The 19,825-nt window shown below is 70.5% G+C and carries 18 protein-coding genes; 12 read left to right on the top strand and 6 right to left on the bottom strand.

Features of this window, described 5'->3' with window-relative positions:
• Positions 1 to 7 precede the first annotated feature (7 nt).
• Positions 8 to 511, top strand: coding sequence for a pyridoxamine 5'-phosphate oxidase family protein (locus N865_RS03600; RefSeq protein ID WP_034801655.1), 504 nt, complete (start codon positions 8 to 10; stop codon positions 509 to 511).
• Between the two features lie 697 nt (positions 512 to 1,208).
• Here N865_RS03600 and N865_RS03595 read toward each other — a convergent pair.
• Positions 1,209 to 1,631 carry a helix-turn-helix domain-containing protein gene (locus N865_RS03595; RefSeq protein ID WP_169735689.1) on the bottom strand — a complete coding sequence of 141 codons (423 nt, stop codon included), beginning with the start codon at positions 1,629 to 1,631 and terminating at the stop codon, positions 1,209 to 1,211.
• A gap of 12 nt (positions 1,632 to 1,643) precedes the next feature.
• Here N865_RS03595 and N865_RS03590 point away from each other — a divergent pair, with 12 nt between their 5' ends.
• Positions 1,644 to 2,411 carry a tyrosine-type recombinase/integrase gene (locus tag N865_RS03590; protein ID WP_084327903.1) on the top strand — a complete coding sequence of 256 codons (768 nt, stop codon included), beginning with the start codon at positions 1,644 to 1,646 and terminating at the stop codon, positions 2,409 to 2,411.
• A gap of 19 nt (positions 2,412 to 2,430) precedes the next feature.
• On the opposite strand, the gene ychF is transcribed toward N865_RS03590, so the two are convergent.
• The 3 genes from ychF to N865_RS03575 form a co-directional block, all read right to left on the bottom strand.
• The gene (ychF, locus tag N865_RS03585; protein ID WP_034801653.1) at positions 2,431 to 3,516 is read right to left on the bottom strand and encodes a redox-regulated ATPase YchF; all 1,086 of its coding nucleotides are present in this window, start codon (positions 3,514 to 3,516) and stop codon (positions 2,431 to 2,433) included.
• 148 nt (positions 3,517 to 3,664) lie between these two features.
• On the bottom strand, positions 3,665 to 4,213 hold the full coding sequence (locus N865_RS03580; protein WP_034801652.1) for a histidine phosphatase family protein: 549 nt from the start codon (positions 4,211 to 4,213) through the stop codon (positions 3,665 to 3,667).
• Positions 4,214 to 4,238: 25 nt separating this feature from the next.
• Positions 4,239 to 5,096 carry a thioesterase family protein gene (locus N865_RS03575; RefSeq protein WP_034801650.1) on the bottom strand — a complete coding sequence of 286 codons (858 nt, stop codon included), beginning with the start codon at positions 5,094 to 5,096 and terminating at the stop codon, positions 4,239 to 4,241.
• A 163-nt stretch (positions 5,097 to 5,259) separates the two neighbouring features.
• Here N865_RS03575 and rmuC point away from each other — a divergent pair, with 163 nt between their 5' ends.
• The gene (rmuC, locus tag N865_RS03570) at positions 5,260 to 6,540 is read left to right on the top strand and encodes a DNA recombination protein RmuC (protein WP_084327902.1); all 1,281 of its coding nucleotides are present in this window, start codon (positions 5,260 to 5,262) and stop codon (positions 6,538 to 6,540) included.
• A gap of 260 nt (positions 6,541 to 6,800) precedes the next feature.
• Positions 6,801 to 8,372, top strand: a complete 1,572-nt coding sequence (locus N865_RS03565) for a substrate-binding domain-containing protein (RefSeq protein WP_169735688.1) — start codon at positions 6,801 to 6,803, stop codon at positions 8,370 to 8,372.
• A gap of 147 nt (positions 8,373 to 8,519) precedes the next feature.
• Here the strand turns inward: N865_RS03565 and N865_RS03560 are convergent, their stop codons facing one another.
• Complete coding sequence (locus N865_RS03560) at positions 8,520 to 9,554, bottom strand: 4-hydroxy-3-methylbut-2-enyl diphosphate reductase (protein ID WP_034801645.1); 1,035 nt, start codon at positions 9,552 to 9,554, stop codon at positions 8,520 to 8,522.
• Between the two features lie 171 nt (positions 9,555 to 9,725).
• On the opposite strand from N865_RS03560, the gene xseA reads away from it, so the two are divergent.
• Positions 9,726 to 11,180 (top strand): exodeoxyribonuclease VII large subunit, encoded by a 1,455-nt coding sequence (xseA, locus tag N865_RS03555; RefSeq protein ID WP_084327900.1) that lies wholly within the window; start codon positions 9,726 to 9,728, stop codon positions 11,178 to 11,180.
• Between the two features lie 10 nt (positions 11,181 to 11,190).
• A complete protein-coding gene (locus N865_RS03550) occupies positions 11,191 to 11,478 on the top strand; it encodes an exodeoxyribonuclease VII small subunit (protein WP_034801708.1) in 288 nt (95 codons plus the stop codon).
• 67 nt (positions 11,479 to 11,545) lie between these two features.
• Here the strand turns inward: N865_RS03550 and N865_RS03545 are convergent, their stop codons facing one another.
• Positions 11,546 to 12,277, bottom strand: a complete 732-nt coding sequence (locus N865_RS03545; protein WP_245603650.1) for a DUF4245 domain-containing protein — start codon at positions 12,275 to 12,277, stop codon at positions 11,546 to 11,548.
• 96 nt (positions 12,278 to 12,373) lie between these two features.
• On the opposite strand from N865_RS03545, the gene glpX reads away from it, so the two are divergent.
• The 6 genes from glpX to N865_RS03515 all read left to right on the top strand — a co-directional run bounded on the left by glpX (position 12,374) and on the right by N865_RS03515 (position 19,757).
• The gene (gene glpX, locus N865_RS03540) at positions 12,374 to 13,366 is read left to right on the top strand and encodes a class II fructose-bisphosphatase (RefSeq protein ID WP_034801643.1); all 993 of its coding nucleotides are present in this window, start codon (positions 12,374 to 12,376) and stop codon (positions 13,364 to 13,366) included.
• 4 nt (positions 13,367 to 13,370) lie between these two features.
• Positions 13,371 to 14,300, top strand: a complete 930-nt coding sequence (locus N865_RS03535; protein ID WP_034801641.1) for a PfkB family carbohydrate kinase — start codon at positions 13,371 to 13,373, stop codon at positions 14,298 to 14,300.
• Between the two features lie 127 nt (positions 14,301 to 14,427).
• A complete protein-coding gene (locus N865_RS03530) occupies positions 14,428 to 16,149 on the top strand; it encodes a substrate-binding domain-containing protein (protein WP_034801639.1) in 1,722 nt (573 codons plus the stop codon).
• 265 nt (positions 16,150 to 16,414) lie between these two features.
• The gene (locus N865_RS03525) at positions 16,415 to 17,746 is read left to right on the top strand and encodes an ABC transporter substrate-binding protein (protein WP_034801637.1); all 1,332 of its coding nucleotides are present in this window, start codon (positions 16,415 to 16,417) and stop codon (positions 17,744 to 17,746) included.
• On the top strand, positions 17,743 to 18,897 hold the full coding sequence (locus tag N865_RS03520) for a carbohydrate ABC transporter permease (RefSeq protein WP_034801635.1): 1,155 nt from the start codon (positions 17,743 to 17,745) through the stop codon (positions 18,895 to 18,897). The genes N865_RS03525 and N865_RS03520 overlap by 4 nt, the downstream gene beginning before the upstream one ends.
• Positions 18,894 to 19,757 carry a carbohydrate ABC transporter permease gene (locus N865_RS03515; RefSeq protein WP_211244842.1) on the top strand — a complete coding sequence of 288 codons (864 nt, stop codon included), beginning with the start codon at positions 18,894 to 18,896 and terminating at the stop codon, positions 19,755 to 19,757. Before N865_RS03520 ends, N865_RS03515 begins: the two co-directional genes overlap by 4 nt.
• Positions 19,758 to 19,825 lie beyond the last annotated feature (68 nt).

Here is a 19,825-nt window from a genome sequence, read left to right as displayed (position 1 = left end):
GCACAGCATGACCAGCGAACAGGGGAACCTCGAGCTGCTGCAGGCGCCGGTCGCCCAGCAGCTGCTGCGGGCCGCGATCCCGGCTCACTTCGCCTACCAGTGGACCGACGGCACACCGCGGGTGATCCCGATCGGGTTCCATTGGAACGGTGAGGAGATCGTCCTCGGGACTCCGATGGACGCGCCCAAGCTGAAGGCCCTGCGTGATGGCCAGTCGGTCGCGCTGTGCATCGACACCGACACGATGCCGTACAAGGTGCTGGAGATCCGGGGAACCGTCCGGATGGACGTCATCGAGGGGATCGCCCCCGAGTACGAGTCGATGACCTACCGCAACCTCGGCGAGGAGTCCGGGCAGGCCTGGCTGACAACGCTGGCGGCGATCTGCCCGAGGATGACCCGGGTGTTCATCCGCCCGGAGTGGGTGGCACTGCTCGACTTCGAAACCCGCTTCCCGAGCGCCATCGAGCGGGCCATGGAAGCCGCCAGCACGGAGGGAGCGGGCGCATAGGCGGCCGGCCGGTGCGGCGTCTGCCTGCACCCTCGAAGTTGAGGGGTCCGTGGACCTTCACGTGGGCCGGAGGCCCACAGCACCACGTTCGAGGCGTCCACGTCTCCAGCCGGCTCCCTGGAGGGATCCGAGGGATCGCGATGAACCGCTCCGGTGGCCTTAGTGGACCGTGCCTCGTGACTGATGGGTCACCCGCGAGGTGAAACGGCTCCGTGCCGTCGACCATGAGGAGGGGTGGTCTCCATCCCCTCGATCCCTCCGAACCCTCCGATCCCTCCGAGTCGATGGTTCTGGGAACCTCCGTCGTCGTGCAACACAAGACATGCCACGAGAGGGCGCTAGAGCCCGCTTGAGCCCCAGTGCTTTCCGATCCTCCGCCGACAACACCACCGTGCGTTGGGCATATCCGGAGGACACGCAGGACACTCGAACCATGGGCCGCCGCAACTGGATCTGCACGCTAACTCGGCACCGGTGGTCTCGACAGCGGATACCGGACCGAACCGTCCGACGCACGTGCACGCGATGCGGCGAGACCGACATCATCGAGCGCGACATGCCTGGCCCTCAGCCGGGAACGACGCCGGGCGGCTGGGGCATGTGACTGAACCGGTGAGGGGGTCCGGCTACTCCCATACGACGCGCTGGTGGTCGCCGAGCTCGCGCAGGGCAACACACGACAGGCAACGAATGGGGCTCAGAGTCCCAGCGTTTCCCGGTCCTCGGCCGACAGGACGACCGTTCGCGGCGTCCACGCAGCCGGCCTCGGCTGCTCCATCAAGCCCAGCAGGCGGACCCTAGCCATGATGATGGCGCGCACCTGGCGGCACGCGTCGAGGTCACCGGCGAGGGCCTTGTCCCAGAGGGCAACCTGCAGGGCGTCCAGGCGCGCCAGCTCGAGCTGCTGGTGGTCTTCGACCGCGTCTCTCCGGTCACGGGCGAGTGCCTGGTGAACGATGCGATATACCGTGCCGCGGTTGGCGTAGCCCAGCTCGTCGGCGATCTCCTGGTAGGTCCGTCCCTCCGTGGCAAGCTGTATGGCGCGGGCGTGCCGGGCGGCGGCGAGGGCACGGTTGCGGTGCCGGCCGCTCACGAGGGGGATCGCTGCTGGGACGCTCATGAAAACCTGGAGATGTGGATCAAGGGGATGACTGACGCCGGGCTGGCTCCAGGAACCGTGCATACGCGTATGCAGAACCTCAGGTCTGTCCTACGCGCGGCGGCGGCCGACTATGTCATTGCGCGGGATCCAAGTGCCGGTGTCGCCCTACCGCGTCGACGCCGCAGGGAATCGGCAATCACCATCCCCGCGCCTGCTGAGGTCGGACGACTCCTCGACACCTCGGAGCACGCTCCCCTCTTCGCTGTCTGTGCGTTCGCGGGCCTTCGACTCGGGGAGGCCGCAGCCTTGAAGCCCGAGGACATCAACGCGGAGTCACGGACCATCAGCGTGAGACGCCAAGTTCAGCGAGAGCGCGGATCCGTCGTCGAGATCAAGCCGCCCAAGGCGGGGTCAGAGCGAGAGGTCTTCGTGCCCGACCTGCTCATCAAGATGCTGCTGCAGCACCTGGAAGCCACGGGCCGTCGCGAGTGGCTCTTCGCCGACGACGGGCAGCCACCGCCGCACCAGAACACGGTCGGCCACTGGTGGCGCACCGCCTGCAGGAAAACTGGCGTTGCGTATCGCCTCCACGACCTGCGCCACTTCTACGCGAGTGGACTCATCGCGGCAGGCTGCGATGTCGTCACCGTCCAGCGAGCCCTCGGCCACTCCAAGGCAACGACGACGCTGGACACCTACTCCCACCTGTGGCCCACCGCCGAGGACCGCACCCGGAAGGCGGCGGCAGCACTTCTTGCGGACTCCTTGCGGACCGCGAGGGGCATGCATGCCGTCTGACCTGCACAGACACCAGTAATCACACGTTGAAGCGGAACTCCACGACGTCGCCGTCGGCCATCACGTAGTCCTTGCCCTCGATGCGCACCTTGCCGGCCGCCTTCGCCGCGGCCATCGAGCCCGCCTCGACGAGGTCGTCGAACGAGACGATCTCGGCCTTGATGAAGCCGCGCTGGAAGTCGGTGTGGATGACGCCCGCAGCCTGCGGCGCGGTCCACCCCTTGCCGATCGTCCAGGCGCGCGACTCCTTCGGCCCGGCCGTCAGGTACGTCTGCAGCCCCAGTGTGTGGAAGCCGACACGCGCGAGCTGGTCGAGACCCGACTCCTCGGCCCCGAAGCTCTGGAGCAGCTCGAGCGCCTCGTCGGGCTCCATCTCCATGAGGTCCATCTCGAGCTTGGCGTTGAGGAACACCGCGTCGGCGGGCGCGGCGAGGTCGCGCAGGGAGGCCTGCAGCTCGGTGTCGGCGAGCTGGTCCTCGTCGAGGTTGAACACGTAGATGAAGGGCTTGGTCGTGAGCAGGCCCAGCGACCTGGCCTCGGCCAGGTCGATCCCGGCAGCCGGCCCAGCGGCATACAGCGTGTTGCCGTCCTCGAGGACCTTCTGCGCGGCGACGGCGAGGTCGAGTGCGGCCTTCTTCTCCTTGTTGATCCGTGCCTCCTTCTCGAGGCGCGGCACGGCCTTCTCGAGGGTCTGGAGGTCGGCGAGGATGAGCTCGGTGTGGATCGTCTCGATGTCGCTCTGCGGGCTGACCTTGCCGTCGACGTGGACGACGTCGCCGTCCTCGAACGCCCGGACGACCTGGCAGATCGCGTCGGCCTCGCGGATGTGGGCGAGGAACTTGTTGCCGAGCCCCTCCCCCTCGGAGGCGCCGCGGACGATGCCCGCGATGTCGACGAAGCTCACCGTGGCCGGGAGGATCTTCTCCGACCCGAAGATCTCGGCCAGCGTGGCGAGGCGCGGGTCGGGCAGCGGAACGACGCCGACGTTCGGCTCGATCGTCGCGAACGGGTAGTTCGCGGCGAGCACGTTGTTCTTGGTCAGCGCGTTGAACAGGGTCGACTTGCCGACGTTGGGGAGACCGACGATTCCGATGGTGAGTGCCACAAGACGAGCAGTCTAGTTGGCGCGGGGCCCCCTCCCGACCACGCCGCGGGCTCGCGCGCCTCCCTGCCCGTATGCCGCTGAGCCGGCTCGGGCGACCGCGCGCGCTCGTCGTCCTGCCGGGCTCCCCCGCGCGTCGCTGCCTGGGTGGTCAGCCGTGGAAGGGCACCGGCAGGGTGTGGTGCCAGCCGGGCTGCCACTCGAAGGGCGCGTCGACGAGGTCCTCGACGGCCCTGCCCGCCAGGAGGCAGTCGAGGGCCCAGCGGTTGGCAGAGTGGGCGACGACGAGGACCGTGGTCCCGTCCCAGCGGGAGGCGAGGTCACGGAGGAAGCCGCGGGTGGCGTCGACGACCTCGCGGTAGCTCTGCCCGCCCGGGAACGGATCGTCGATGTGGCGCGAGCGTGGTCGGAGCATCTCGGCGGGGGCGCCGTTGAGCTCGCCGTAGTTGCACTCGCGCAACCGGGCGTCGAGGTGCACGGGCAGGCCCGAGCCGGCGAAGGCGATCTCCGTCGTCTCGACCGCACGAGCGAGGTCCGAGGTGAAGACCGCGGCGAGGCCGGTGCCGCGGCGTCGCTCTCCGAGCGCGACCGCCTCTCGGCGACCCTGCTCGGAGAGGCGCCCGGGGAGCCAGCCGGTCGCGATGCCCCGCTCGTTGTCCTCGGTGGTCGAGTGAGTCTCGTAGATGATGTCGACAGCCACCGCTGCCTCCTGCGACGGGTCGCGCTCAGGCGGGGCGCTGGGTGCGCACGCCGCAGAGCTGGCGGGACTGTGCGACGAGGTGGCCGGCGGAGTCCCAGATGCGGGCGTCCTCCTCCATCATCCCGCCGCCGAGGTTCTCGCTCGACAGGGCGATGCGCAGCCAGCCCGGTTCGGGGCGACGGCGGACGTGGCCGGTGAACTCGAGGGTCGGGGTCCAGCCGAAGAGCCCCAGGTCGAAGGCGACCGGTGGCATGGCGTCGAGCGCCATCATGAGCAGCGTCGTGTCCGGCTCGCGGCCGTCCTTGAGACGGAGCCAGCCGCGCATGACACCCCGCATCGAGGGCTTGCCGACGGCCCAGCCGGCCGTGCTCGGGTCGAGGCGCAGGTCGAGCCGGTCGAGGAACGTGCTGTTGCCGAGGCGGAGGGCGTCGGCCGCGCCCGGCGCCTGATCGGCCGAGAGGCACTGCTCCGGGGGCGGCATGTCGGGCGCGTCGGCCTGCTTGATCGTGTCGACGGCGTCGAGGTTGCCGAAGGAACCGATGGCCCGCACCCGCTCGACGGGCACGCCGTCCGGGCCGGGCTGGCGAAGGCTCATCTGTCCCGTCGAGAGTGTCCGGCCACAGCGCATGACCTCGGTGGTCACGGTGAAGGGTCCGGGCTGAGAGGCCGTCATGAAGTAGGCGCTGAGGACGACCGGGTCCTGGTGCGGGGTCGTCTCGGCCTCGTCGGCGGCGAGGTGCTGGCCGAGGGCGGTGAGGGCGGCTGCCATGACGAGGCCCCCGTTGACGGCACTGCCGATCATCCACTCCTGGCGGAAGACGCCATGCCGCTCGTCGGGGGCGGAACCGGGCTCGAGATGGATCGCGTCGTCGTACTCCGTCACGGGGACAGGTCTAACAGACCCGGTCGCCCGACGGTGGGCCGGCCCGCGGACACCTCGACGGGGACGCTGCGCGATGGGCTGCGGGACCTCGGCTCTGAGGCCGGCGCAAGCGAGGGCCGTGTCGCGTCGCCGCCCTGTCGGTGGCCTCTGCCACGGTGAGCGCATGGACACGACCTCCCTGCTCATCGGCCTGCTCGTCGGCGTCGCCCTCGGCGCGGTCGTCGCCTGGCTCGGCGCGCGCTCCTCCCTCCTCGCCGGCCTCGCCGGGGCCGAGGCCGAGCGGGACGTCCTCCGGGACAGGGTCGCCGACCTCGAGCGCGCCCGCGACGACGACGACGCGACCGCGGCGCTGCTGGCCCCGCTCCGCGACACGATCGGCCGGGTCGAGCGTCAGGTCGGCGCGCTCGAGCGCGACCGCGTCCAGCAGTTCGGCCAGATCGGCGAGCGCCTCACGGCAGTCAGCCGGTCGACGGAGTCGCTTCGTTCCGAGACGGCGACCCTGGCGAGCGCCCTCAACGCCTCGACGGTGCGGGGGACGTGGGGCGAGGTCCAGCTGCGGCGCGTCCTCGAGCTGTCCGGGCTGCTCGCCCGCTGCGACTTCGACGAGCAGGTGACGCGCGTCAGCCGGCACGGTGCGACGGTCCGTCCCGACGCCGTCATCAACCTGCCGGGCTCGCGCCACGTCGTCGTCGACAGCAAGGCCCCGATGTCCCACTTCCTGCAGGCCCACGGTGACACCGTGTCGGACGTCGAGCGCGGCGAGCTGCTCGCGGCCCACGCGACGGCCCTGCGCCGCCACGTCGAGAGCCTCGCCGCCAAGGCCTACTGGACGGCCTTCACCCGCTCGCCCGAGGTCGTGGTCTGCTTCGTGCCCGGCGAGGCGATCCTCGCGGCCGCCCTGTCCGACGACCCCGGCCTCTACGAGCACGCCCTGTCGCGCAAGGTCGTCCTCGCCTCCCCCGGCACGCTCTTCGCCGTGCTGCGCACCGTCGGCGCGATCTGGCAGCAGGACGCGCTCGAGCAGAACGCCCGCGAGCTGCTCGCCATCGGCCAGGACCTCTACGCCAGGCTCGGCAGCCTCGGCGGGCACGTCTCGGCGATGGGGCAGTCCCTTTCCAGGTCCGTCGAGAACTACAACAGGTTCGTCGGCACGCTCGAGTCCCGCGTCCTCGTCACCGCGCGCCGGATGCACGACCTCGAGCTGGTGACGGAGGAGCCGCCGTCGCTCGACCCCATCGAGGTCGGGCCGCGAGCCCTCAGCGCCCCCGAGCTCACCGGGTCGGCCCTGAGCGCACCCGACCCGAGGACCAGCGACGGGCTGCCCGAGGCCGCCGACCTCGCGGCCGGGTCCGGGGCCGGGGTCCGCGACGCCGCCTACCTCGAGCGCGAGGTCGATCGCCAGCGCCGGAGTCGTGGGAGCGGCGTCGGCGAGGCGAGCGCCTGACCGACCGCCGGGGCTCACCTGGGGGTTTCGTCAAGAACGTCCACTTTTAGGTGGACAGTGTGGACATTGTGCATCTGACCACGCACAATGCGGGACGTGAGAGTGGGTGGAGCATGAGCGAGGCTGGGGGGCCTCGACCCGATCTGGCACCAGTTGTGCCGGAACGTCGGGTCGGGCCGTACGAACAGAGCCTGCGGACGTCGCGGGCACGAGCCGAGGAGGAGGCGCGGGCGCGCGCGTCCCGCAAACGGCGTGCGACGGTGATCGGCGCCCTCGTGGGCACCCTCGCCGTCGCCTCGGTGGGCGTCGGCGCCTGGACCCTCGTCGGCAACCGCTCCGGCGGGGCCGGAGGCAGTTCCGCCGCTGCGGGCGGTCCCCGTTCGTGCGCCAACCCCGCGACCGTGCGGCTCGCGGTCGCGAGCTCGGTCTTCCCGGCCCTCAGCGCCGTCACCGACGCGCTCAACAACCGCTCCGACGGGCCCTGCGCGACCTTCGACCTCGACGCCGTCGACGGGTATGCCGTCGCCGGAGCCGTCTCGGGTCCCGGGTCCCCTGATGCCTGGGTCACCGACTCCGCCGAGTGGGTGAGCCGGGCCACGACCACGGCCGGCCGCACCATCACCGCCGGGCCCGTGTTCGCCACGAGCGGCGTCGTCGTGGCCCTGCCACGCTCGGCAGGCGAGTCGGCCGGCGCCCGCCCCACGTGGTCCTCGACCCTCGGCGGCTCGGTCCCCGTCCAGGTGTCCGACCCGCGACGCTCGGCCGAGGCGGCGCTCGGCCTCGCCGCGGCATCAGCCGGCGGTCTGGCCGACAAGGACGTGTCGGCCATCGCTGCCAAGGGCGGTTCCGTGCCCGACACCGGCATCGACCTCGACAAGGTCGCCTCGGGCTCGCCCGCCACGGGGGCCCTGGTGACCGAGGCCGAGGTGTCGGCCTTCAACGCGGCCAACCCCGACCGCGCCCTCGCGACCGTCGCACCCACCGACGCCACCGCAGCCGTGGAATACACCCTCGTGCCGCTCACCCGCGACGCCAAGACCGCATCGCTCGTCAAGGCTCTCGGCGACTACCTCCAGACGGACGACGCACGCACGATCCTTGCGAAGCAGGGTTTCCGCACCCCGGGGGGCCCGACCCCCAGCCTGCCCGAGCCGATCTACGGCTCGGCGACGATCGGCTCAGCCCCTCCGGCGGCCGCGGTCTCGAAGGTCCGCCAGCTCTGGTCCGCCTCGGCGCCCAGGACCCAGGCGCTGCTCGCGCTCGACGTCTCGGGCTCGGTGCTCGAACGTGCCGCCGACGGGACGCGACTGGAGATCATCCAGCGGGCCACCTCTCAGGCGGTCGCGGCGGCTGCGCCGGACACCAACCTCGCGCTCTGGCTCTACTCGCTCCACCTCGGCACGAAGGGTGACGACTACAAGCAGGTCCTCGGCTACGGTTCGCTCGGCGACGGCGGCCACATCGCAGGCATCGACAAGGCCCTCGCGGGCCTGACGAAGTCCGTCGGCGGCGGCAGCGGCCTCTACGACACCATCGCCGCGGCCTACGACCAGGCGGCGGGCTCGTGGGCGACGGGACGCACCAACCGCGTCGTCGTGCTCACCGACGGCCCCAACGAGGACGACTATGGCCTCACGCTCCCCCTCCTCGAGCAGCGGCTCGCGACGGCCAAGCAGTCGGGTCGCCCGGTCCAGGTCGTCATCATCGGCGTCGGTTCGAAGGCCGATGCCAAGACGATGACCGCGATCGCCAAGCTGACCGGCGGGTCCTACATCGCGGCTCCCCAGCCGGGCGACCTCCTCCCGGCGCTCACCAGCGCCCTGGGCGGCTGAGGCCGGCCGGGGCCAGCGAGGACTGCACGGCCGGCAAGGGGCCAGCGAGTCACGCGTGACGCCACCGCGTTCCGACGCTGCGGCGCGACGACGAGGCCGGCATCCCCGCGGATGCCGGCCTCGTCGTCGGGCGATGGTCCTGCGAGGTCAGTGGAGGGAGCTGGTGTCCTCGAACGCCGCATCGTGGCGCACGGTCGCGGCGTCGGCCCCGGACAGCCGCTTGATGTCGCGGCGCAGCTCGTTCGGCAGCGAGAAGAGCAGGCTCTCCTCGGCCGCGACGACAGGCTCGACGGTCTCGTAGCCGTGGCCCGCGAGCCACGTGAGGACGTCCCGCACGAGCACCTCGGGGACGCTCGCGCCGGAGGTCACGCCGACCGTCGTCACACCCTCGAGCCAGGCGGGGTCGATCTCCTCGGCGTAGTCGACGAGGTGCCCGTCGCGGGCGCCGTGCTCGAGCGCGACCTCGACGAGGCGCACCGAGTTGGACGAGTTGCGCGACCCGACGACGATCATGAGGTCGGTGTCCTTGGCCATCTGCTTGACGGCGAGCTGGCGGTTCTGGGTCGCGTAGCAGATGTCGTCGGAGGGCGGGCTCTGCAGCGCGGGGAACTTCTCCTTGAGACGGCGGACCGTCTCCATCGTCTCGTCGACGGACAGGGTCGTCTGCGAGAGCCAGACGACCTTCTCGGGGTCGCGGACGGTGACCCGCTCGACGTCGTCGGGACCGTCGACGAGCGTGATGTGCTCGGGCGCCTCGCCGGCCGTCCCGATGACCTCCTCGTGGCCCTCGTGGCCGATGAGCAGGATGTCGAAGTCGTCGTCGGCGAACCGGACGGCCTCGCGGTGGACCTTGGTGACGAGAGGACACGTCGCGTCGATCGTCTTGAGGTTGCGGGCGGCCGCCTCCTCGTGGACGACCGGGGCGACGCCGTGCGCGGAGAAGATGACCGTGGCGCCCTCGGGCACCTCGTCGGTCTCGTCGACGAAGATCGCCCCCCGCTTCTCGAGCGTGCTCACGACGTGCTTGTTGTGGACGATCTGCTTGCGCACGTAGACGGGCGGCCCGTAGAGGTCGAGGGCCTTCTCGACGGTGATCACCGCACGGTCGACACCGGCGCAGTAGCCACGGGGCGCCGCCAGCAGGACCTTCTTGACGGACGGGGTCGGTGCGGGCTCGCTCATGCGCCCATCGTAGGGGCTGGCCCCGGAGCGGCCCGCGACGCCGGTCGCGGGGGCCGTTCGTATGCCGCCGGGCGTGGTCCCCGGGACGGCACCGTCTTCCGGGGGTCGGGATCACGCCGTCCGGTGGGGCGACCGGCGTCGGGGCCGCCCCCTAGTGTTGCCCGGGTGAGCATGACGAACCCGCTGCCGGAGAAAGCGGCCGACACGACGGCCGAGCAGCCCTGGCCGGTCCGTGTGCTCAGCCTCAAGATCTCCGACTACGTCGACCGGATGAGCCAGCTCTGGGTCGAGGGGCAGGTCGTCCAGTTCAGCCCGCGCGGCTCGACGGCATACCTCACGCTGCGCGACCCCGACGTCGACATGTCCCTGTCCGTGTCGGTCCCGATGAACGCCGTGTCGGCGATGGCGGTCCCGCTGACCCAGGGCGCTCGGGTCGTGCTGCAGGCCAAGCCGACCTTCTGGACCAAGCGCGGCACGCTCCAGCTCGAGGCGCGCCAGATCCGGCCCGTCGGCATCGGTGACCTGCTGGCCCGGGTCGAGATCCTCAAGCGCACCCTGGCCGCCGAGGGGCTCTTCGACGCCGATCGGAAGCGGCCCATCCCGTTCCTCCCTCACACGGTCGGTCTCATCACCGGCCGCAGCTCGGCCGCGGAGAAGGACGTCGTCGAGAACGCTCGCCGGCGGTGGCCCGCGGTGCGCTTCGCGATCCGCGAGGTCGCCGTCCAGGGTGCCGGCGCGGTGACCGAGGTCGTCGCCGCCCTGCGCGAGCTCGACGCCGACCGGACCGTCGACGTCATCGTCATCGCCCGAGGCGGCGGCGCGCTCGAGGAGCTGCTCCCCTTCTCCAACGAGGCGATGGTCCGGGCGGTCGCCGAGGCACGGACCCCCGTGATCAGCGCGATCGGGCACGACGTCGACCAGCCGCTGCTCGACCTCGTCGCCGACTGGCGTGCCTCGACCCCCACCGATGCGGGCAAGAAGGTCGTTCCCGACGCCCACCTCGAGCGCTCGACCGTCGCCGGCGCCCGCGACCGCCTCCGCGGCGCCATGGACCGCAGGATCGAGAGCGAGCGCCGGGGCCTGCGGGCGCTCGTCAGCCGGCCCGTCATGGCCGACCCCGTCGCTCTCGTCCGGGCGCGGCGCGACGAGATCGCGCACCTTCGCTCGCGCGCCTCGACGCGCGTCGAGGCGCGACTCCACCGCGCCGCGGACCAGGTGGAGCACCTGCGCCGCCAGGTCGTCGCGCTCTCTCCACAGTCGACGCTCGAGCGCGGGTATGCCGTCGTGCAGCACCGCGATGGGCGCGTCGTCATGGACCCCGGCGACGCGGGGATCGGCGAGCTGCTGCGGGTCCGCGTCGCCCGCGGGGACTTCAGCGTGCGGCCGGTCGACCCGGGCACCGCGGACGACCCGGCGAGCACCGGCACGACCCCACCTGCACGACGGCGCACGGCCACGTCGACGACGCGCAAGCCCGCGGCCGCCAAGCCCGCGGACCCTGGAGCCCCGGCCACCACGACGGCGTCGAAGAGCACGACCACGAGGAAGCGTGCGTCGAAGACCGCGGCGGCCGCCAAGAGCGCCGACGCCCCCCGGAGGACACGCGCTCCCAAGGCAGCGTCATAGGGTGGCGACCATGGCCGATGCGACGACCCCAGCCGACAGCACCTCCTTCCCGGACATCGCCGGGATGGGGTACGAGCAGGCGCGGGACGAGCTGGTCAGCATCGTCAGCCGCCTCGAGGCGGGGCAGGCGCCGCTCGAGGACTCGATGCACCTGTGGCGCCGCGGTGAGGCGCTCGCGGCGCACTGCGCGACCTGGCTCGACGGGGCCCAGGCCGAGATCGAGGCAGCGACGCGGCCAGGCGCCACGGCGAGGCCCGTCCACGCCGACGACGAGATCTTCGACCGCGACGAGGCCTGAGCCAACGAGGCCCGAGCCGACCAGGCCCGAGCAGACGAGGCCCGACGGCTGTCGGATCCGCTCCTCGTCAGCCTGCCGGCGTCACCGGCTTCAGGGCCGCGACGAAGGCCTTCAGCTCGTCCTCGGCCGCCGTGCCGGTCGCGACGATCGTGAGGCCCGTGTCCCCGGCCCCGCGCGCGAGGTAGCTGAGCTGCTTGCCGTCGACAGCGGCATACCGCTCGAACGTCCGTCCGGAGACCTCGGCACTGCCCGAGCGCGGCGCGGCGTTGACCGACCGCGTCACCCAGCCGCCGGTGACCTTGACGGCCTGCTTGAGCGCGATGTCGGCTCCGGCCGGCGTCTTCCACACCGTCGTGAAGGTCGGGACGCGGTCGGTGCCCGGCGCGTAGGTCGCGACCGTGGGGATCCAGCCCGAGCCGAGCCCGGTCGGGAGCTCGATCGGCCACGACGTCTGCTCGGCGGTGTACTGGGCCTTCGCCAAGGCATCGACAGCCGGCCGGTCGACCTGACCGATGCGCGGGACGATCGCGAACAGGGCGAGGACGAAGACGCCCATGACGAAGAGCGACCGCAGCATGTTGGGCATCGACCCCATCGAGTACGCGCTCCGCCGCGGAGGCGCGACCTCCACGACAGGCTGGCCCTGGGCGTCGCCGACCGGCTCGCCGACCGGCGCGACGACCGGCTCGCCGACCGGCTCGGCGACCGGCTGAGCGCCCGCGGCTTCCGACGACGGCGTCGACTCGGACGAGGGTGAGGCGGGCGTCGAGGGGGGTGTCGGTGCCGACGAAGTGCTCATGACACCCATGGTCCCCGACCCTCGGACGCCGTCCAAACCGGCCGGGGCCCCCCGATAGGCTGGCGCCAACCGATCAGCGTCGACGGAGGATCCCTGATGAAAGCCAGCAAGCCCGATCGCAACCTCGCCCTCGAGCTGGTCAGGGTCACCGAGGCCGCGGCCATGGCCGGTGGCCGCTGGGTGGGCCGCGGCGACAAGAACGCCGCCGACGGCGCGGCCGTCGAGGCCATGCGGGCGATGATCTCGACCGTCAGCATGAACGGTGTCGTCGTCATCGGCGAGGGCGAGAAGGACAACGCCCCGATGCTCTACAACGGCGAGGTGGTCGGCGACGGCACGGGCGAGGCCTACGACGTCGCCGTCGACCCCATCGACGGCACGACGCTCACGGCCAAGGGGATGCCCAACGCGGTGTCCGTCATGGCCGTCGCCAACCGAGGCGCCATGTACGACCCGTCCGCCGTGTTCTACATGGACAAGCTCGCGACCGGTCCCGACGCGGCCGACGTGGTCGACATCCGCCTCCCCGTCGCCGAGAACATCCGCCGCATCGCCAAGGCGAAGAAGGAGACGACGGCCGACGTCACCGTCGTCATCCTCGACCGGCCTCGCCACGACGCCCTCGCCGAGCAGGTCCGCCTCGCCGGCGCCCGCATCCGCTACATCCAGGACGGCGACGTCGCCGGCGCCGTCATGGCCGCACGGCCCGACACCGGCGTCGACCTGCTGCTCGGCATCGGAGGCACCCCGGAGGGCATCATCGCCGCCTGCGCGATCAAGTGCGTGGGCGGCGTCATCCAGGGCAAGCTCTGGCCCAAGGACGACGACGAGCGCCAGAAGGCCATCGACGCCGGGCACGACCTGAGCCGCGTCCTCTCGACCGACGACCTCGTCAAGGGCGACTGCTTCTTCGTCGCGACGGGCATCACCGACGGCGAGCTGCTCCGCGGCGTGCGCTACGGCGCGCAGTCCGCTCGGACCAACTCCCTCGTGATGCGCTCGCGGAGTGGCACGATCCGGACCATCGACAGCCAGCACCGCTTCGACCGCCCGGGGTGGTTCGGAAGCGCCGAGATGATGGAGCGCTGAACCCATGGCGACCGCCGACACCCGCACCCTCGTCATCGGCGAGGCCCTGATCGACGCCGTCACGACCGCGACCGGTGAGCACGCGGAGCACGTCGGCGGCAGCCCCGCCAACGTCGCGTTCGGCCTCGCGGCCCTCGACCATCCCGTCGATCTCGCCACGTGGATCGCGACGGACGAGCGTGGCCTCCGGATCGAGGACGTATGCCGCTCACGGGGCATCACCTTGACGCCCGGTTCGCTCGGGGCACCGTTCACCTCCGTGGCCGACGCCCGCCTCGACGCGACGGGGGCCGCGACCTACACGTTCGACCTCGAGTGGCAGCTCGCGGCCGTCCCCGACCTGACGTCGTACGCCCACGTGCACACGGGCAGCATCGCGGTCGTCCTCGAGCCCGGCGGGAGCGCAGTGCGCGCCACCCTGGCCGCAGCCCGGGGCACGGCGACGATCTCCTACGACCCCAACGCCCGCCCCACCCTCATGGGAGCACCCGAGGTGGCCCGACGCCTCATCGAGGAGGCGATCGCGAGCGCCGACGTCGTCAAGCTGAGCGACGAGGACGTCGCGTGGCTGTGCCCGGGCGAGACGATCGACGAGGCCCTGACCGGCTGGGCGGCCCTGGGGCCGGCGCTGCTCGTCGTGACGCGTGGGGGCGAGGGCGCGATCGTCCGCCTCGGCCGCACCGGCGAGGAGCGGGCGCTGGCTGCCACCCCGGTCACGGTGGTCGACACCGTCGGTGCCGGGGACTCGTTCATGGCCGGCCTCGTCTCCGGGCTGCTCGACGCGGGGCTGCTCGGGGGGGCCGAGGCGCGCGATCGTCTGCGTGCCGCATCGATGGACGACGTGCTTCCCGCAGTCGAGCGCGCCCTGCTGACCGGTGCGCGGACCGTCGCCCGGGCCGGCGCCCACGCACCGGTGCGCGCCGACCTGTCTTGAGGACAAAACGGGCATTCGACAAGACGTCGGCCCGCAGGCGACAATCTGCCCGAACCAGCGGCTAGGTTGCTCGCTGGTTCATGCCATGACGCTCGGTCGACCGGGCGTCTTCATGTGAGGAAGACCTGTGACCGAGCCCACCCCACCCCAGCGGCCGGTCGGCCCGTACGAGCAGAGCCTCATCGAGAGCCGATCGAGCCGAAAGGCCCTCGAGCACCGTGCCGCGGCAGCGCGGCGCCGCAAGATCATCGCCGCCGTGCTGGGCGTCGTGCTCGTGGTCGGTGCCGCAGCGGGGGGCTTCGTGTGGTGGTCGGGGCGCGCCGACGGCGCGCCGACGGCGAGCGGCCCGACGACGGACAAGTGCTCCAGCCTGACCCCGGTCAAGCTGTGGGTCACCTCCGCGATGCAGTCCGCCGCGATCGCCCTCACGCAGGCCTACGAGGCGTCGCCCTCCTCGCCGTGCATCGACTACACGGTCGAGACCCGCAACCCGATCGAGTCCATGATCGGCCTCGGCCAGGGCCAGCCCAACCGTCCCGACGGCTGGATCGCCGACTCCCCGCGCTGGCTCGAGCGGGTCAACGCCACGGCCAAGATCAACGCCAAGCCGGCCACGTCGTTCGCGCAGAGTCCCCTCGTCATCGCCATGGACCCCGCCCGGGCCGCGACGCTGACGGCTCAGCCGCAGTGGCTCGAGCTCATCGGCTCCGACCAGCCCATCCGGCTCAGCGACCCGCGGTCGACGACCGCCGGCATGCTCACCCTCGCGGCGGCGCTGCCGCAGCTGAGCAAGGAGCAGGGCCGCGTCGTCATCCCCAAGCTCGCGAAGCAGGCGGCGGCCTCGACCGACGACCTGTTCGCCGCCTACGAGACCAAGCCGGAGGACGCCCCGGCGTTCCCCGTCTCCGAGGCCGACCTCATCGAGCACAACCGGGTCAGCCCCCAGCACCGCATGGTGTCCGTGACGCCCGCTGAGGGCACGCCGCCCTTCGAGTACGCCCTCATCAACGTCGCGACCGACCCCGTCAAGGCCGACGGTGTCGAGTCGATCCGGACCTACCTCAAGACGCCGGAGGCCGCGCGGATCCTCGCCCGCTACGGCCTGCGCTCGACGACCTCGCCCGTCCCGATGCCGACGCCCAAGGGCAGCCTCGGCGAGGTGAAGATCGGCCCGTCCCCGAGCCCCGAGCAGGTGGCCGCTGCCACCGACGTGTGGCAGGCGGCGACGACCGACTTCTCGCTCCTGGCCGTGTTCGACGTGTCGGGCTCGATGAAGGAGAAGGTCGGCAAGAGCACCCGGGTCGCGATCACCCAGGAGGCGGCAGGCATCGCCCTCCAGGCGCTGCCTGCCTCGACGAAGCTCGGCCTCTGGGTCTTCTCGACCAACATCGGCCCGGGCGGCGCCGACTACCGCGAGATCGCGCCGATCGCCGAGCTCGACCCCGCCCACAAGCAGCGGGTCGCGGCCGCGGCGAGCCATCTCTCCGACAGTGTCGGGGGCGGGACCGGCCTCTACGACACGATCTGGGCCGCCTACCAGCGCGCCTCGGCCGCGTACGACCCCGACCGGGTGAACGCCGTCGTGGTCCTCACCGATGGCCGCAACGACGACGACGCCGGGCTGACCCTCGACCAGCTCAAGGCCAACCTGCGCAAGGCCGCCAACCCGGACAAGCCGATCGCCATCACCACGATCGGCATCGGCCCCGACGTCGACCCGAAGGTGCTCTCCGAGATCTCGAAGATGACCTTCTCCGACTTCTACGCGGCGCCGTCGCCGGGCGACATGACGACGGTCCTGGCACGCGCCCTGTTCGACCACGACTGCAAGAACGGCCGCTGCGTCTGAAGTCTGGACAACCTCCGAGACGTCCGCCGGCAACCGGACGCTTCCGCAGACAGCCTGACCCACTAACGAAGAGCCCCCGAGCACCTCGGGGGCTCTTCGTCGTCGGCAGACCCGGTGATGCCGTTTTGTGCTGGACCGACACCGCGGTCGGGGGTAGACATGTCCCATGCCTCGACGTGACGTGCGTCACGCTCGGGCTGGGGGACTGCTAGGGCCAACTCAACGACGAGGAGCGACCATGATCGGGATTCCCAGACGGGCACTGATGGCTGGAGGGGTGGTGACGCTCGCCGCAGCGATGGTGTCCGGGTGCCTCCAGAACCCCAACGCGTCGGGCGGTGGCGCCGGAGGCGGCGGGGGCAACGCCGTCGCCCGGGGCGGCTCCCCGGCCAACGACAAGATCGTCACGATCCTCGGTGCGTTCGGTGGGGCCGAGGAGAAGAACTTCAACGCCTCGCTGGCGGCCTTCGAGAAGCAGACCGGGATCAAGATCCAGTACACGTCCGACCAGGACTTCACCACGACGATCAAGCAGAAGGTCTCCTCGGGCGACTCCCCCGACATCGGCCTCTTCCCGCAGCCGGGCGGCCTTCTCGAGTTCGCGGCCCAGGGCAAGATCCAGCCGATCGACACGTTCCTCAACTACGACCAGCTCGACCGTACGCTCATCAAGGGCTTCCTCGACGCCTCCCGCTACAAGGGGCGCGTCTACGGCGCGCCGATGCGCATGGCGTTCAAGAGCCTGATCTGGTATCCGAAGGAGGCCTACACCAAGGCCGGCTACACCACGCAGCCGAAGACCTTCCAGGAGCTCCAGACCCAGGTCATCGACAAGATCAAGGCCACCGGCACCTCGCCCTGGTGCGAGGCCTGGGGCTCCGACCAGGCGACCGGCTGGGTCGGGACCGACTGGGTCGAGCAGATGATGCTCGAGCTCTACGGCCCCGACGTCTACGACGACTGGGTGGCGCACCGCATCCCGTTCAACGACCCACGGGTCGTCAAGGCCATGGACGAGGTCGGCAAGATCATCAAGGACGACAACAACTCGTTCGGCGGCCCCAAGGGCGTCCTCAACACCGCCTTCGGCGACGCGATGAACCCGGCCTTCCAGAACCCGCCGAAGTGCCTGCTCATGCGCCAGGGCAACTTCATCACGACGTTCCTCCCGGCCAAGGTCCAGAGCAACCTCGACAACCAGGTCGGCACGATGGTCTTCCCGCCGTGGCAGGGCGGCTACCAGGGCCAGCCGGTCCTCGGTGGCGGCGACATCGCGGGCCTGTTCAACGGCGGCGACCCCGACGCGCAGAAGGTCATGCAGTTCCTCACGTCCGACAAGTTCGGCGCTGAGTGGGCCAAGGCCGGCGGCTGGCTGTCCCCGCACAAGACCTTCGACTCCAGCAACTACCCGGACGCGACCACCAAGCTCATCGCCAAGCTGGCGGCCGACGCGAGCGTCTTCCGCTACGACGGCTCCGACAGCATGCCCAAGGAGGTCGGCTCGGGCACCTTCTGGACCGAGATGGTCAAGTGGATGAACGGGCAGTCGACCCAGGCGACGGCTGACGCCATCGAGAGCTCCTGGCCGAAGTCATGACAGCCGACACCAGCACCGTCCGGTCGCGGGGGCGTGCCCGCTCCGACGACCCGGAGAAGTCGCTCAGGGCCAACCCCGCCAAGATCCTCATCGGCATCGTCGGCATGGTGGTCATCGTCTGGTTCCTCGCGAACCTCTTCCTCGCCTTCGGCTACCACCCGGAGTGGTTCGGCAACAAGATCGTCATCGCGATCCTGGCGATCATCGGTGGCGTCGGCGGCGCGGCCCTGCTCTTCTTCTTCCTCAACATGTTCATCGAGGGGCTGCCGAGCAGGCTCTCTCAGGGAGCCATCCCCTACGCCTTCATCCTGCCGGGCCTCTTCTTCGTCGGGCTCATGCTCATCTACCCGACGTTCCAGACGATCAACTACTCGTTCGCCAACGCCGACAGCACGGCCTACGTCGGCCTGGCGAACTACAAGACGATCTTCGGGGACCCGGAGTTCTGGCAGTCGATCCTCAACAACGTCCTGTGGCTGCTCATCGTGCCGGCCGTCGTCGTCGCCTTCGGCGTCATCGTCGCGGTCCTGTCCGACAAGCTGTCGGCCAACGGCGAGAAGGCCTCGAAGAGCCTCATCTTCCTGCCGATGGCCATCTCGTTCGTCGGCGCGACGGCGATCTGGGGCCTCGTCTACGCCTACAACAACCCCGGACAGACGCAGACCGGCCTGCTCAACGCGATCTGGACCGCCTTCGGCGGACAGCCGCAGACGTGGCTGCAGATCGAGACGGCCAAGCTCAACTCGATCCTGCTCATGGTGATCCTCATCTGGCTGCAGGTCGGGTTCGCGATGGTCCTGCTCAGCTCGGCCATCAAGGGCGTCCCGGAGGACACGATCGAGGCGGCCCGGATCGACGGGGCGGGTGAGTTCCAGATCTTCTGGCAGGTCGTCATCCCGCAGATCAAGGGCACGATCATCACCGTGTTCGTGACCGTGTTCATCCTCGTGCTCAAGGTCTTCGACATCGTCTACGTCTCGACCAACGGCGCCTACAACACCAACGTCATCGCGAACCTCTTCTTCAACAAGCTGTTCGCCGCGAGCCAGGCCGGTCAGGCGACGGCCATCGTGGTCGTGCTGCTCATCGCGGTGATCCCGCTCATCTGGTACCAGATCAAGCACTTCCGCGACGAGGAGGCCAACCGATGAGCCGCGCACTGATGAAGGACGGCCGGCCCAGGAGCACGTTCTCGATCGTCACCATGTCGATCCTGGCGCTCCTGTGGACGATCCCGACGATCGGCCTGCTCGTCACGTCGTTCCGCACCCGCGACGACGCAGCCTCATCCGGTTGGTGGACGGCGCTGTTCAACCCGTTCAGCGCCAACTGGACGACAAGCAACTACAGCGGGGCGTGGACCGGGGCCGACCTCGGGTCGGGCTTCATCAACAGCATCGTCGTGGCCATCCCGGCGACGGTCATCCCCATCATGTTCGCGGCCTTCGCCGCCTACGCGTTCACCTTCATGGAGTTCCCGTTCAAGGAGTTCTTCTTCCTGCTGATCATCGCCGTCATGGTCGTCCCTATCCAGGTGGCGTTCCAGCCGATGCTCAACATCCTCGGACCGCGGGGGCTCGGCATCTCCGGCCAGTACATCGCGGTGTGGCTGCTGCACACGGGCTTCGGCATGCCCTTGTGCATCTACACCCTGCGCAACTACATGAGCACGCTGCCACGCAGCATCGTCGAGTCGGCGAAGATCGACGGCTGCAGCCACTACCAGACGTTCTGGCGGCTCGTCGTGCCCATGTCGATCCCCGCGATCGCGGCCTTCGCCACGCTCCAGTTCCTCTGGGTGTGGAACGACCTGCTCATCGCCAAGCTGTTCCTCAACAGCAGCAACACGACGGTCATCGTCAAGCTGCAGCAGCTGCTCGGGACGCAGGGACAGGGCGCCGAGCTGCTCACCGCGGGCGCCTTCATCTCGATGATCGTCCCGATGCTCGTCTTCTTCGCCCTGCAGCGGTTCATGGTCCGCGGCCTCACCTCTGGGGCCGTCAAGGGCTGACGCACGACCCGGCCCGCCCAGCGGCATACCTCGGAAAAAGCCCCTCCCAGCGTCTCGATACGCTGGGA

This window comes from Intrasporangium oryzae NRRL B-24470 (assembly GCF_000576595.1).
Classification (GTDB): Bacteria; Actinomycetota; Actinomycetes; order Actinomycetales; family Dermatophilaceae; genus Intrasporangium_C; species Intrasporangium_C oryzae.
The sequence above is the reverse complement of the archived record's forward strand: the minus strand, read 5'-3'. Positions and strand labels throughout refer to the sequence as shown.

Excerpts from the sequence above, each read along its gene's own strand:
- N865_RS03600 (WP_034801655.1), top strand. The coding sequence starts at position 8 with ATGACCAGCGAACAGGGGAACCTCGAGCTGCTGCAGGCGCCGGTCGCC.
- N865_RS03595 (WP_169735689.1), bottom strand. The coding sequence starts at position 1,631 with ATGAGCGTCCCAGCAGCGATCCCCCTCGTGAGCGGCCGGCACCGCAAC.
- N865_RS03590 (WP_084327903.1), top strand. The coding sequence starts at position 1,644 with ATGTGGATCAAGGGGATGACTGACGCCGGGCTGGCTCCAGGAACCGTG.
- rmuC (WP_084327902.1), top strand. The coding sequence starts at position 5,260 with ATGGACACGACCTCCCTGCTCATCGGCCTGCTCGTCGGCGTCGCCCTC.
- N865_RS03560 (WP_034801645.1), bottom strand. The coding sequence starts at position 9,554 with ATGAGCGAGCCCGCACCGACCCCGTCCGTCAAGAAGGTCCTGCTGGCG.
- xseA (WP_084327900.1), top strand. The coding sequence starts at position 9,726 with ATGACGAACCCGCTGCCGGAGAAAGCGGCCGACACGACGGCCGAGCAG.
- N865_RS03550 (WP_034801708.1), top strand. The coding sequence starts at position 11,191 with ATGGCCGATGCGACGACCCCAGCCGACAGCACCTCCTTCCCGGACATC.
- N865_RS03545 (WP_245603650.1), bottom strand. The coding sequence starts at position 12,277 with ATGAGCACTTCGTCGGCACCGACACCCCCCTCGACGCCCGCCTCACCC.
- glpX (WP_034801643.1), top strand. The coding sequence starts at position 12,374 with ATGAAAGCCAGCAAGCCCGATCGCAACCTCGCCCTCGAGCTGGTCAGG.
- N865_RS03535 (WP_034801641.1), top strand. The coding sequence starts at position 13,371 with ATGGCGACCGCCGACACCCGCACCCTCGTCATCGGCGAGGCCCTGATC.
- N865_RS03525 (WP_034801637.1), top strand. The coding sequence starts at position 16,415 with ATGGCTGGAGGGGTGGTGACGCTCGCCGCAGCGATGGTGTCCGGGTGC.
- N865_RS03520 (WP_034801635.1), top strand. The coding sequence starts at position 17,743 with ATGACAGCCGACACCAGCACCGTCCGGTCGCGGGGGCGTGCCCGCTCC.
- N865_RS03515 (WP_211244842.1), top strand. The coding sequence starts at position 18,894 with ATGAGCCGCGCACTGATGAAGGACGGCCGGCCCAGGAGCACGTTCTCG.